Origin of the sequence: Vibrio cyclitrophicus, from assembly GCA_023206055.1 — a bacterium.
In the GTDB taxonomy this organism is placed as follows: Bacteria; Pseudomonadota; Gammaproteobacteria; order Enterobacterales; family Vibrionaceae; genus Vibrio; species Vibrio cyclitrophicus_A.
The window spans coordinates 289,834-302,583 of sequence record CP065366.1 but is presented as its reverse complement, the minus strand read 5'-3'; the positions used below and the strand labels follow the sequence as shown (position 1 = coordinate 302,583).

11 protein-coding genes are annotated in these 12,750 nt (G+C 43.8%); 5 read left to right on the top strand and 6 right to left on the bottom strand.

The window, feature by feature from the left end; all coding sequences use genetic code 11:
• Window positions 1-92: 92 nt before the first annotated feature.
• From tviB to ITG09_01400, 3 genes are all read right to left on the bottom strand, one after another.
• Window positions 93-1,361: a Vi polysaccharide biosynthesis UDP-N-acetylglucosamine C-6 dehydrogenase TviB gene (gene tviB / locus ITG09_01410; protein UPR53569.1), complete on the bottom strand. Its 1,269-nt coding sequence runs from the start codon at window positions 1,359-1,361 to the stop codon at window positions 93-95.
• Between the two features lie 419 nt (window positions 1,362-1,780).
• Window positions 1,781-2,101 carry a hypothetical protein gene (locus ITG09_01405; protein UPR52357.1) on the bottom strand — a complete coding sequence of 107 codons (321 nt, stop codon included), beginning with the start codon at window positions 2,099-2,101 and terminating at the stop codon, window positions 1,781-1,783.
• 150 nt (window positions 2,102-2,251) lie between these two features.
• On the bottom strand, window positions 2,252-3,403 hold the full coding sequence (locus ITG09_01400) for a helix-turn-helix domain-containing protein (protein UPR52356.1): 1,152 nt from the start codon (window positions 3,401-3,403) through the stop codon (window positions 2,252-2,254).
• A gap of 357 nt (window positions 3,404-3,760) precedes the next feature.
• Between ITG09_01400 and ITG09_01395 the strand changes: the two genes are divergently transcribed.
• The 3 genes from ITG09_01395 to ITG09_01385 all read left to right on the top strand — a co-directional run bounded on the left by ITG09_01395 (window position 3,761) and on the right by ITG09_01385 (window position 5,499).
• On the top strand, window positions 3,761-4,273 hold the full coding sequence (locus ITG09_01395; GenBank protein UPR52355.1) for a hypothetical protein: 513 nt from the start codon (window positions 3,761-3,763) through the stop codon (window positions 4,271-4,273).
• 11 nt (window positions 4,274-4,284) lie between these two features.
• Complete coding sequence (locus ITG09_01390; GenBank protein UPR53568.1) at window positions 4,285-4,848, top strand: N-acetylmuramoyl-L-alanine amidase; 564 nt, start codon at window positions 4,285-4,287, stop codon at window positions 4,846-4,848.
• 315 nt (window positions 4,849-5,163) lie between these two features.
• A complete protein-coding gene (locus ITG09_01385; GenBank protein UPR52354.1) occupies window positions 5,164-5,499 on the top strand; it encodes a hypothetical protein in 336 nt (111 codons plus the stop codon).
• 112 nt (window positions 5,500-5,611) lie between these two features.
• On the opposite strand, the gene ITG09_01380 is transcribed toward ITG09_01385, so the two are convergent.
• The 3 genes from ITG09_01380 to ITG09_01370 all read right to left on the bottom strand — a co-directional run bounded on the left by ITG09_01380 (window position 5,612) and on the right by ITG09_01370 (window position 9,595).
• Window positions 5,612-7,783, bottom strand: coding sequence for a polysaccharide biosynthesis tyrosine autokinase (locus tag ITG09_01380; protein ID UPR52353.1), 2,172 nt, complete (start codon window positions 7,781-7,783; stop codon window positions 5,612-5,614).
• Window positions 7,784-7,938: 155 nt separating this feature from the next.
• Window positions 7,939-8,379: a low molecular weight phosphotyrosine protein phosphatase gene (locus tag ITG09_01375; protein ID UPR52352.1), complete on the bottom strand. Its 441-nt coding sequence runs from the start codon at window positions 8,377-8,379 to the stop codon at window positions 7,939-7,941.
• A gap of 82 nt (window positions 8,380-8,461) precedes the next feature.
• Entirely contained in the window at window positions 8,462-9,595 is a 1,134-nt protein-coding gene (locus ITG09_01370; protein ID UPR52351.1) for a polysaccharide export protein, read from the bottom strand.
• 590 nt (window positions 9,596-10,185) lie between these two features.
• On the opposite strand from ITG09_01370, the gene ITG09_01365 reads away from it, so the two are divergent.
• Window positions 10,186-11,226: an IS481 family transposase gene (locus ITG09_01365; protein ID UPR52350.1), complete on the top strand. Its 1,041-nt coding sequence runs from the start codon at window positions 10,186-10,188 to the stop codon at window positions 11,224-11,226.
• A gap of 278 nt (window positions 11,227-11,504) precedes the next feature.
• Window positions 11,505-12,679 (top strand): IS3 family transposase gene (locus tag ITG09_01360; GenBank protein ID UPR52349.1). Its coding sequence is split into 2 segments (ribosomal slippage): window positions 11,505-11,790 and window positions 11,790-12,679, totalling 1,176 coding nucleotides; the frame shifts between segments, so codons are not numbered across the junction.
• Window positions 12,680-12,750 lie beyond the last annotated feature (71 nt).

The window sequence follows — 12,750 nt, the reverse complement described above, 5'->3', positions numbered from 1 at the left end:
AATGTCTCTTTACTAACGATTCAGTGCTTCAGGAGATAAGGAGGGATAATCATTCTTTTAAGTAACTAACATCTGCCCTCCCGTAAACCAACCTATAAACGCATGTCTACGTCTGATTTATCCAGTACGTATTTTAAGTCGTAGAGTACGTGAGACTCTTTACCTAATGCGTGAATTTTTGATGCACCCATTTCCTTAAACTCATTGTGGCCTACCGCCATGATTATGGCATCGTAATGGTTAGGTTTTGGCTGAGTTAACGATAAGCCGTACTCATGCTGTGCTTCTTCATTTGAACACCAAGGATCAACAACATCGACATTTATGTTGTATTCTTTTAGTTCAGCGACAATATCAACCACTTTCGTATTTCGTAGGTCTGGGCAGTTTTCTTTGAAAGTCAAACCCATCACTAATACATTTGCACCTTCTACGTGGATACGCTGTTTAAGCATCTTTTTAACAAGCTCTGAAACCACGTATTGTCCCATGCCATCATTTAGACGACGACCAGCTAGGATCATCTCAGGATGATAACCAACAGTCTGTGCTTTGTGTGTTAGGTAATATGGGTCAACACCGATGCAATGGCCACCAACTAAACCTGGACGGAACGGTAAAAAGTTCCATTTAGTGCCAGCCGCTTCTAATACTTCTAAGGTGTCGATATTTAGCTTATTGAAGATAATTGAAAGTTCATTAATCAAGGCAATGTTTACATCACGTTGAGTGTTCTCTATTACCTTTGCCGCTTCTGCTACTTTGATGCTTGAAGCTTTATGAGTGCCTGCTGTAATGATAGTTTTATAAAGTTGATCAACAAATTCGGCAATCTCATCATTCGAGCCACTTGTAACCTTTAAGATATTCGTCACTCGGTGTTCTTTGTCACCCGGGTTAATACGCTCTGGAGAGTAACCAGCAAAGAAGTCTTTATTAAACGTTAAGCCTGAAACACGCTCGACCACAGGTAAACACGTCTCTTCGGTAGCTCCAGGATATACAGTCGATTCATAAATCAGGACATCACCTTTATTTACAATCGAGCCCAAAGCTTCTGATGCTCTGATCAATGGGGTTAAATCAGGCTGTTTATGCTCGTCAATTGGCGTTGGAACCGTAACAATATAAACATTGGCTTCTTTGAGTTCATTAAGGTCTGCCGTATACGTAAGAAGCTCCGCTTCTTTAAGTTCTTCTTCTGAGCATTCAAGCGTAAAATCTGAACCACTTTTAAGCTCATCAACGCGAGATTGGTTGATATCAAAGCCTAACGTTGGCATTTTTTTACCAAACTCTACAGCGAGCGGCAAGCCAACATAACCCAAGCCAATTATCGCTACTTTGGTGTTTTCAAACATGGACGTCATATCTATTCCTAATATTCTTAATTCTTAATTCTTAATTCTTAGAGAGTTATTTACTCACAAAGTTGCCTCAGTATATCAAAGCCTCTGAGACAATTTTCAATTCATTCTGAGACGGCAATTTTAGACAATCTCTAATAAAACCTAGATTTTACTTACTTTCTTAAAACCGCCCCAATAGGCCAAAAAAACTGCTAATCAAACCCTTTAGGCTTGCCGCATATTTTAACTTGCTATTACTTGCTAACAAGCTGCATTTGGGTACGCTACCGCCCTTAGGTTTGGCTCCTAAAGGCAATAATTACAATTTGTACGCTTTATGCGGTTTTCATACGATTTTAAATATGCTGCGCATTTTAGCAAAGTAAGTGCATATTAACCAGTTTGAAATTAACCCCATTTGGACTGACCTCTCACCAAGCATTTAACCAACGGAAGCATTGTACGTCTTGCAGGTACTGAGTGCCTATGTGGTAGCGGTTTTCTTGTGCTGCCTTGCAATAGCGTTTTTCTATATCAATGAAAATGTTGCCGTTGCGGTACAGCGAGACGAAGCTTGGGTTGTTATTTACAACCAATAACGCTTTAATCTCTGTGCGTGTTAGCCCTTGTGGGTAGTGGCTAACCAGCAGTTTCAAGAACTCGCCAATACGCCCTTCAACTCGCGCTATCTCTTTCTCTAAAATAGTGACTTTTTCTTCCGTTGTCAGTTTTTTTAGGCTGGTATCTTCCATGGTGCCCTCTCCCTAATTCTACTTTTGTCTCTTGACGTTTTTTGTCTGTATTCGCGTTTGGTCTGCCTTAGCGTTGAGTTTTCCTTAGCTTTTGGTTTCCTAAGCTTTGGGCCGTGTAAGCAAGCGCTTAATCTGTGAACAATCGAATGGTCACTGCTTAGAATCCGTGCAGGGCGACTTGGATTGAACTAGGGCCTTGATACGCGCTTCGAACGGGTTAGTGGTGCTTTTGGCTTTGTAGTCCGCTAGGGCCTGAGAAACAGGTGTGGGTTGCTTGGGTTCCATGGGCTTAGCAGCCTGTATTACTTTTGCGGAATCGATCGCTTGCATGGCTTCTTGAAGTTTAGCTTCCTTGGTTGTTGTAGAAGCCCTTGTTTGTTTAGCCGCTCTTGTTTGATGGGGAAATGGCGATGAGTCTCGCTTTGCCTTAGCTTGGGCGCTTCTTCTTAACCAGCCATTCACAAAGTGGCCAATGTGCTCAAAGGGTTTGCGCTTATCGGGGTTGATGTACAACCACGCTTGCATAGCATGCAGTTCTTGCAGCACATCTAACTTTGGGTAGGTGCGTTCTAATATTGTGGTGAACTCATGATAAATCGGCGCGCTGCCCTCTTTGGTGAGCAGGTGAATCACGGCTTCATTGTTGGTTTTGCTTTGGGGGTTGGAGGTGGAGGTCTCATGCTCTTCAGAACCGCTTGGAGGTTCAAGAACATCAGTGTCATCCAAGATGCCGTTTTTCAAGCTCAACTCTGTTTTATGTTCTTTATGAAAGATTATGTGTGCCAGGTGATCACTCTCCGTGTTGGATCTTGAGTCACCCAGGGGAGTGTCTGAATGGTCTGTTTTCTGCGCATGCTCTGTTGTCTTTGTACGTTCTGTCTTCTGTGCATTTTCTGGCGAGGCTGGCGGTAAGTCTGTTTGTTCTGCATTGGCGTTATCTAGATCGGTTTGATCATTTAAGTCTAGATCTCTGTCTTCTTGATCGAGAGCTCTGGCTGCTTGGTCTAGATCGGTCTGCTGAATGTGGCTATCGCTGGGTAGGCGCAGCTGATATATGTTGCTGCGCTGGCGTCCTGAATCATCAAACCGCTTTATCCGCTTCACAAAGCCTTGTTTTTCCAATTCATTAACATGTCGTTTCACGGTTCTTACCGACACTTCGCAATATTGCGCTAAGTAATTTAAGGAAGGAAAACACACGCCGCGCGCGTCTGCATTGTCGGCCAGTTTTAATAACACCAACTTACTGATAGGCGAGCCGGTTTTTAATGGGATAAAAGAAAGAATAAGAGAAACACACATGGGTAAAATTCCTTGTTGAATGACTGTTTGATTGACCTTGGCCTAGCGAAAGTTCTTGGCCTCGCTACCACCATTGATTTGGCGATTAGGGAGATCTGGCTAAAGCAGCTCACTGCATAACAAGTTATTAACACCACTTTTTTGAGCATTGGGGGCAAAGGTGAGGCGAGGTAAAAAGTAACAAAAAGTGTTTTTCCTGCTTGCTCTCATCAATATGCAACAAGAACATCAATTAGGCTGATTACCTTCGAAGCACCTCTCACTTTTCTGCGTTCCTCCGTTTTCGCATTATTGCCACCAACCCCAATCAAGATTCTTGAAGTACATTGCTCTCCCCATACAGCAATAAGGTGCTTAATGAAGGAGATAGTTTCTCTTTTTGTTTCAGCGTATCAACCCAGCATGGCGAGTATCGAATGCCATGCTAACTCCCTCATTCAGTCGCGCCACACATTGTTATGTGATGACCAATATGGCGGTGAGGTTGGGGGTTATAAAGACAAGGATTATGAGGGCAAGGGCTATGAAGATAAGCATTTCGAAGAGCCTGATTTTGAAGGTGCTCGTTGTGAAAATCTGCTCTTTGAAGATACTCACTTTGAAAATCCTAACTATGAGGATATTTGCTGGATGATCAGCCGGGCGCGGCGTGAAGCACCACTGGGTTATTACGTGATGTATTTACGCTATGTAAACCACCACTCTGGCTATGCAAAAGCCGTTGAAGCCAATTTGCGAAAACACATTGCCTTGCAACCTGATTTAAAAGAGTCGTTATCAACGTTTTTAGTGACCTGGTTACAACAACACGAGGATTTATTTTGTCAAACACTCCACCAGCAACTGATCGAGTTCCACACAAGCCGATAGAGGAATCTGCTTTGCAAGAGCGGGATTGTTCGCAAAAACAGGCTTGCACCAAAGAACGAATTGACTCGCAACAGCGGGCTAGCAAGGTGGAGCTCATTCCTTCGTTAGATCCTTGTTTGCCTTCAGCATCTTATTCTTTCAGCTTGGTTTCGGTTTTACTTCGTTTGCCTCATTGCCCGCCCTACTCTTTTATTACGGTGCATTGCAGCGCCACGCCGCCACAGCAAGATGTAGACGTAGCCGAGATTCGCCGATGGCATAAAAAGAAAGGCTGGCGCGATGTCGGGTATCACTTTGTGGTTCGTCGCAATGGGGATGTCCAATTGGGCAGGCCGTTGTCGCATACCGGCGCGCATGTGAAAGGACACAACAAGGGCAATATTGGAATTTGTATGGTAGGTGGATGTAATGCTGAGCTGCAACCAGAAGATAACTTCACGCTTGCGCAGCGTAAGGCACTGTTTGGTTTGATGGCAGCCTTGCAAGAGCAGTTCTTGATTTCAGATGAGAATGTGAAGGGGCATAAAGATTGGGGCGTGAATAAGGCGTGTCCGGTTATGGCTTTAAGAGCTTAAGAGCAGTTACGGGATTCGAGTGAACGAGATGCGAAAGGCTCAAGAGCGGATGCGGGTGACGGGTAAACGAGATGCGAAGAGACTAAAAGCAGATTCCAGATACTTCGTTCCTCAGTTCTGGAATGACGGAGTCGCGGGATTATTAACTTAATAAAAGTAGTCGTCATTCCCTACAGTGAGGGACGAACGTGATAGGGAATCTAATTCAACGGATAAATGGCGGAGGAGAGGTCTCGCTAAGGTTGTCGAACCATAAGGTTATACAGTCAAAGGCTATACATGCGGTCAAAGCCAATCAATAAACCAAGGAGCAGTATGACATTGTTCGGGAGAATATTCGGGAGCCAGTCTTCTATTAACAAAGGGGTAGATGCACTCACCAACACAGGAGATGCGATGTTTTTTACTGATGAAGAAAAAGCGAAGCACAAGCTGGCACTGCTTAAAGCGTATGAACCTTTTAAGTTGGTACAACGCTACATTGTGTTGTTGTTCACCATTCCTTATGTGGCACTGCATGTGATGGTGATTTTGGGTTGTATGCACGGCTACGATTGGAAGCCGTTGGGGGAAATGACCAATGAAGCGTTTGGTTATCCGGTGTTAGCCACAATTGGATTGTATTTAACGGGAGGGGTTATAAAGAAGTAGATACGAGTAACGAGTAAACGAGATGCGAAGAGCGGCGCTTTTCGTATCTCGAATCTCCGCTTTCGCTCTTAAGCTCTTCGTTTACCCGCTACTCGCATCTCGTTACTGCTCTTTATTTTTTGTCGCTCGAATACGTGTAGTTGTAGTAACCGTAGCCGTATGAGCTTGATGCTTTCTTCTCGATGGCGTTGAAGATAACGCCTTTCACTTCGATACCCGATTGTTCGAAGCGGTGACGAGCAACGTCGATCTCTTTAATGGTGTTTTGGCCATAACGCGCAACCATTAATGTGGTACCCGCAAAGGCGCCAACAATACTTGGGTCGGTTACCGCGAGTACTGGCGGGGTATCAACAATCACCAAGTCATACTCTTTTGAAGCCCATTCCATGAGATCTGCAAAGCGTGGGTGCATCAACAGCTCAGATGGGTTGGGTGGCACTTGGCCACGAGTAATAATGTCTAGGTTTTCGACCGGTGTTGTTTTAACAGATTGGGCGAACTCTTGCTTACCGCTCAATACATCAGAAAGGCCGTTGTCCCACTTCACACCAAAGCTTTGTTGTAGGTAACCTTTACGCATATCGGCATCAATCAACAGTACCTTTTGGCCTGTTTTTGCAGCTACTGCGGCAAAGTTGGTCGAGATGAATGATTTACCAATGCCTGGCGCAGGGCCAGAGATCATCAAGACATTATTTTTTGCTTCTAGCATCGCAAAGTGCAAACTGGTACGAAGGCCACGCAGCGCTTCAACCGAAAGGTCCGCAGGGTTAGATTCAGCAAGCAGCGCTTGGGTACCCTTGGTTTGCTGTTTTTTCGATTTAAAGCGGTTGGTTAGCTCAATCTGTAAATCAGATTTTGGTACCGCTGCGTAAACCGGAAGGCCAATTTGTTCAATTTGGTCTGGGCTTTCAACACCACGGTGGAACGCAGCTTTCACTAATACAAACGCGACACTCAACATACCACCCAGTAGCGTCGCTAATACAACAATCAACGGCTTCTTCGGTTTAACGGCGCGAGCATAAGCTTGTGCATCATCTAAGATACGAACGTTACCAACCGTACCGGCTTTAATAATGCTCAGTTCTTGAACCTTGTTTAACAACTGGATGTAGATTTGTTGGTTTACTTCAACATCACGTGTCATGCGCAGTACTTCACGTTGTGTTTTCGGTAGCTTTTGTACTTGTTTGTTTAGGCGCTCTTTCTCACCCAATAGCGTTTTACGCTTATCGAGCAAGGCTTTGTATGCAGGGTGATCTTTAGTGAAGCGCTGGCTGATTTCACTCTCTTTAAACGTCAGTTCATTTAATTGCGCTTCAAGCTCTACCATTACCTTTAAGGTTGATTGTGCTTCTAAGCCCAAATCGATCGATTCGTTCTTTTGACGGTAATTGTTCAGTACGTCTTCATAGCCAGTTAGCTCAGATTTAATGCCCGGAAGGTGGCTCTCTAAGAACTCTAGGCTCTTCTCTGCTTCTGCTGAATTGCGCTTCACGTTTTGTAAGAAGTAGATCTGGCTAATGTGGTTGAGAATTTCAGAAATCTGTTGCTTGTTTTCACCTTCAAAGCTTAGCTTCAAAATACCGGTCTGCTTACCTTGCTCAGACAAAGACAAAGAAGCTTTCAACCATTCAATTGCAGCTAATCGGCTACGCTTGCCAATCGAGAATTCAAAACCGTTGTGTGATTCAAAACCTGCCACAAACAAGCTGTAGTCGTCGGCAGTGGCTAGCTCACCTACTTTGCCTTGCAAGATAACGCGCTCATCGTCACGAACCAGTTGGTAAGTGCCCTGCTCGGCATCAACAATCTGAATGGTGTGTGCGTAACCGCTCGCATAGCTTGGCAAGGTAAAACGACTCACTGCGATGTGGTTGATATCTCCGGTTAAGCGGGCGAACCCTTTACCGACAATCGGTGCATAACTCGGTGCAGTTACAGTGGTTAAATTGAATTTATCAACCGTTTCGCCTAAGATCATACGCGATTTGATGATCTCCACTTCTGTTGTGGCAGAAGACTCCTGAGAGAACACGTCTCCCATGTCACCAACCATGGATGAAATGCCGCCAGAGCTCTTCTCTTCTATTTGAATCAAAGCATCGGCTTTGTATATCGGCGTTGAAAGTAGAGCAAACGCAATACCAAGCACAGCAAAAACAAATGTGGTCAGTATGATTAACCATTTAGCATCTAATAAGATACCAAGCAGTTTCCCTAGATCTATCTCATCAGAGTTATCTGTGTGTGATTGCTGAGATGGTTGTGTTGTCATCAGATTACTACTTCCTAAATTATTGCTATTTAAGAGACGATATATACGCTCCGCGTACTTCTCTTCTATATGATTCTGTTGGTGGTTTAGCCACGCCTACGTGTAGAGCATGACATTTAAAAAGCTGTCTATTTAAACCTACTGTATTTTTAAACCTACAGTTTTTTTGCCCAAGCTTGTGCGGCTTCGTCAATCAGTTTGTAAGCGTATTCAAACGCTTCACGGCTTTGACGGTGCGGGTCGGGAATGTCTTTTTGGTCAATCCACTGACCAAAAAGCATAGTTTTACCGCGTGCCTCTGGTGAGATTTGAGTGAGCGCCTCCATATGGCCCTTCTCCATCACCAATATCAAATCATACTGAGCACAAAGCTGTGGCGTCACTTGTTGAGACTGATGATTTTCAACATCGACCCCGTTTTCTGCGGCGATTAAAATCGCTGTATCGTCTGCTGGCTTACCGATTAAACGACTTTTTTCGGCAGCAATACCAGCAGAGGCCACTTCTTTGTTGGGGAGCAGCTTTTGAAGAACGCGCTCTCCCGTCGGGGAACGGCAAATATTACCCACGCAGACGACTAAAATTTTATTAAACATAATTGTCTCTAATTGTATTGGGCCTATAAGCATAAAAATCAGGTTACACGCAAAATGCAACCTGATGATTAATACTCAGTTATTACCAATTACGGACGCGTAACATACCTTCGGTCAGCTCATTAAAGCCAGAAATGGTAGGCACAAGCTGTCCAATCACACGGTTCCAGCGGCTAATAGGTGCTGCCGTAACATAAACAATGTCGTAAGGTTTTAAATCAAACTCGGTGCCAATCACCAATGCAGAGGCATCTTCCATATTCAGTTGGTAGATATCGGCCATGCGCTCTGATTTATCATCAGAAGTACGAATCACAAACACACCCGTTGCATCGGCTGTCAGCTGATTGATGCCACCTACATTGCTGAGTGCTTCTGTTAGGCTCATTCCTGCACGATCAATTTTTAATAGTTGGGGGTCATTGACCTCACCCATCACAAAGACTTTTTGAGCGTCATTACGCGGCACGTGAACGATATCGCCCGCTTGCAGCAACCTATTTTGAGTCAAATCGCCTTTCTGCATCAGCGCATATAAAGAAATATACTCTTGCACTCCATTGCGAGTTAATGAAACATTGCGCCAATCCGCATCTTCCGACAATCCTTCCGAACGGTTTATTGCATCCAATAACGTTAAAGGGATATTAGTAATCGCTTGTTGTCCTGGTTGCTCAACTTCACCTGTAACATAGGTTTTTTGAGAACGAAAACCTGCTACGTTAACATCAACTTGAGGGCTTTCTATATATTTAGACAGACGCTTCGTGATATCAGTACGAATCTCATCGACAGTCTTATCTAATACATCAACGCTACCAATGTATGGGTAAAAGATAGTGCCGTTTGAACGAACCCAGTTACCCGCCTCTTCAGCACTACGGTAAGAACCCGCAGGAATGGTCAGCTCTGGGTGGTCCCAAATGGTAACATTTAAAATGTCACCGATACCCACTTGGTATTCATATTTTGCAATGTCAACATCCAATTTCGGATTAGCTTGGGAAACCGATAAGGTATCAATTCGGTAACTAGCTACTGATTGAGCTGTGAGTGGATAAAGATTAACCACATTAGAAATGTCAGATTCTTGCTGTTCTTCAGAAGGAAGAATCACATTCTTATTGTCGGTAGAAAGGTGAGCTCCAGGAGTGGTACAGCCTGCCAGTAATGCAGGAAGGAGCGCTAAAAGGAGGCGATTTTTATTAATCTTCATGTTTACCAATTCATAGAAACGGAATGTGTCTGGGGCCTAAAAGGGCATCCAAAGAATAGAGATTTTGTGATTTTATCAGTTACACAAGAGGAAATTAGAGAAAGTAATAAAAAATAGTAAGATCTTACTCCCATTTACAATTAAAAATGGGGACGCTACCGCCCTTCGATACTCCGCGACATCACACTGCGTAACTTATTTGATTTACTCACTTAGCTAGCCCCAAAAGGCGCTTAAAATTGAATAGGGCTATCTGACTAACTGAGCAACTAAACGTCGCAAAAAATACCACTGCACACGGTTAGTTTAATTCGTGAACATTATCCACAATTTATGCTTATTATCAACCTAGTTGAATGGTTAAAGGGTAGATGAGAGCAGTATCGAGATGCGAGTAAACGAGATGCGAAGAGCTTAAGGGCAGATGCGGGATACTAAAGAGCAGTATAGAGATACGGGTAAACGAGATACGAAAAGCTTAAGCTGTATTAGTTCCGACTAGATCTGACACTTCAATTTGAAAAGAAGAGAGTTACCCACTTTGATTAAAGGTGCTTAATCACTAATCAAAGACAATAGAGGTAACTCTCATGCTTCATACTAGCAATCCAATCATCAAACACAAAGCTGGGCTTCTCAATCTTGCAGAGGAACTTGGCAATGTATCTAGAGCTTGCAAGGTTATGGGTGTCTCTCGAGACACGTTTTATCGCTATCAAGAGCTGGTTGAAACTGGCGGTATTGATGCTCTGATTAATCAGAGCAGAAGAACACCAAACTTAAAGAACCGAGTTGATAGTGAAACTGAACAAGCCGTCCTAAAATACGCCATCGACTTCCCAGCTCACGGGCAAGTGAGAACAAGCAACGAGCTACGGAAACTCGGTGTATTTATTTCTCCAAGTGGCGTTCGCTCAATCTGGCTTCGTAATGACTTAGAAAACTTCAAAAAGCGACTTATTGCCTTAGAAAAACAGGTCGCTGAGAACGGTATCATTTTAACGGACGAGCAAGTTGCAGCCCTTGAGCGCAAGAAACATGATGACGAGGCTTGTGGTGAGATAGAAACAGCGCATCCAGGTTATCTCGGCTCTCAAGACACGTTTTATGTTGGCAACCTTAAAGGTGTTGGACGCATCTACCAGCAGACGTTTGTTGATACGTACAGCAAAGTCGCCTTCGCTAAGCTCTATACGACAAAAACACCAATCACCGCAGCGGACATGTTGAATGATAGGGTTCTCCCATTCTTCGAGGCTCATGAGCTGCCAATGCTGCGAATCTTGACAGACCGAGGTACTGAATACTGTGGCCGTGTTGAACAGCACGATTACCAACTCTATCTTGCCATCAATGATATCGACCACACAAAGACTAAAGCGATGTCACCACAAACAAATGGTATCTGCGAGCGCTTCCACAAGACCATATTAAACGAGTTCTACCAAGTGACCTTCAGAAAGAAACTGTATGGCTCAATGGAGGAATTACAGAAAGATCTGGACGAATGGATGGACTACTATAACAATCATCGTACTCATCAAGGAAAAATGTGTTGTGGCAGAACGCCAATAGAGACATTAGAGGATGGGAAATCAATCTGGGCTGAAAAGAATTTAGCCCAGATATAATCTGACAGGCACCGAGTCTAAAAGTGGGTAACTGTCAGATCAGGTCTGAATTAGTACACTTAAGAGCCTAAGAGCAGGTGAGAGGTTCTGCTCTTTCCTTGCTCTTCGTTACTCGTTACCCATATCTATCTTTTCTCGCTCTTCTTATCTCGCTACTCGTTACCCGTATCTATCTTTTCTCGCTCTTCGTATCTCGCTACTCGTTACCCGAATCTATCTTTTCTCGCTCTTGATGTGACCCCATAAAAGTAGACACTTAATACAGAGCATTGAGTGTCATGAAAGTAAAATCACAAAGGCAATATACAGACGAATTTAAACGAGAAGCTGTTCAGCGATCTCTTGATTCTTCTGACACCGTTAAGTCAGTAGCACTATCCTTAGGAATATCGCCGGTGCTACTTTCTAAATGGAGATGCCAAATGACGTCGAAGAAGACTAATAACTCCCTCCCAATACCTAATCACGGTCCCGAAAAATCCGTTGCACAACTGGAGAAAGAGATCCGTCAATTGAAAAAGAAGCTTGAGATTGCAGAGCTGGAGAATGATTTCTTAAAGGAAGCGAAGGCTTTCTTCGACAGCCAAAAAGAATAAGGTTCGAGTATATCCTTAAGAAGGCCAGTGTGAAGTTTCCTGTCATTCGACTATGCAAATGGTTAGGCGTTTCTAAAGCGGGTTATTACAAGTGGCTAACAAGGAAACCATCGAAGCGAGAGACAGACAATGAGTCTTTAAGTCACTACTTGAGGAGAGAAAGCAAAGCTCAGTATTGTATTCCAGGCTATCGAAAGCTTTGGGAAGCAGCAGTCGCTAACGGCTTTATTTGCAATAAGAAGCGAGTACAGAGGCTTCTACAGAATATGGGCTATCGCTCTTGCGCGAGTAAGAGGCGATATGGACGAGCGCCAAGACAAAATGCTCTTATACCAGCCTATAACATTCTTGCCCGTCAATTTAAGGTGGATAAACCCGATCGAGTTTGGGTGTCTGATATAACTCAGGTGCGCTGTACGGATGGCTGGCAATACCTGTGCGTCGTCTTAGATTTGTTTTCACGCAAAGTGATTGGTTGGTCGACAAGTCGCATTAATAACGCAAAGTTAGTGCTTAGAAGCCTGAATAAGGCTTGGGAACAAAGGCAGCCCTTAGGTCACGAGCTTTTGTTTCACTCCGATCAAGGTATACAGTATCGAGCGTTGGAGACGATCCGTTGGCACCGTAAACGAAAGATTAAAGTCAGCATGTCGAGAAAAGGAAACTGTTGGGATAACGCTTGTTCCGAAAGCTTCTTTGCGCAATATAAGAAAGAGTGGATGAACAACTTAGATCAGCTTTCACGACAAGAAATGACGATGCAGAGTCGCATTTATATCGATACCTATTATAATCCAGTAAGAAGACATGGGACTCTAGGTGGAGTGAGTCCCATAGACTTTGAACTAATCAACTAAACCCCTGTGTCTACTTTTTAGGGGCCATATCACTCTTCGAATCTCGCATCCCGCTACCCGTATCTATCTTT

Coding starts and splice junctions, on each gene's coding strand:
- ITG09_01385 (UPR52354.1), top strand. CDS start 5,164: ATGACATTGTTCGGGAGAATATTCGGGAGCCAGTCTTCTATTAACAAA.
- ITG09_01395 (UPR52355.1), top strand. CDS start 3,761: ATGAAGGAGATAGTTTCTCTTTTTGTTTCAGCGTATCAACCCAGCATG.
- ITG09_01375 (UPR52352.1), bottom strand. CDS start 8,379: ATGTTTAATAAAATTTTAGTCGTCTGCGTGGGTAATATTTGCCGTTCC.
- tviB (UPR53569.1), bottom strand. CDS start 1,361: ATGTTTGAAAACACCAAAGTAGCGATAATTGGCTTGGGTTATGTTGGC.
- ITG09_01365 (UPR52350.1), top strand. CDS start 10,186: ATGCTTCATACTAGCAATCCAATCATCAAACACAAAGCTGGGCTTCTC.
- ITG09_01405 (UPR52357.1), bottom strand. CDS start 2,101: ATGGAAGATACCAGCCTAAAAAAACTGACAACGGAAGAAAAAGTCACT.
- ITG09_01380 (UPR52353.1), bottom strand. CDS start 7,783: ATGACAACACAACCATCTCAGCAATCACACACAGATAACTCTGATGAG.
- ITG09_01370 (UPR52351.1), bottom strand. CDS start 9,595: ATGAAGATTAATAAAAATCGCCTCCTTTTAGCGCTCCTTCCTGCATTA.
- ITG09_01400 (UPR52356.1), bottom strand. CDS start 3,403: ATGTGTGTTTCTCTTATTCTTTCTTTTATCCCATTAAAAACCGGCTCG.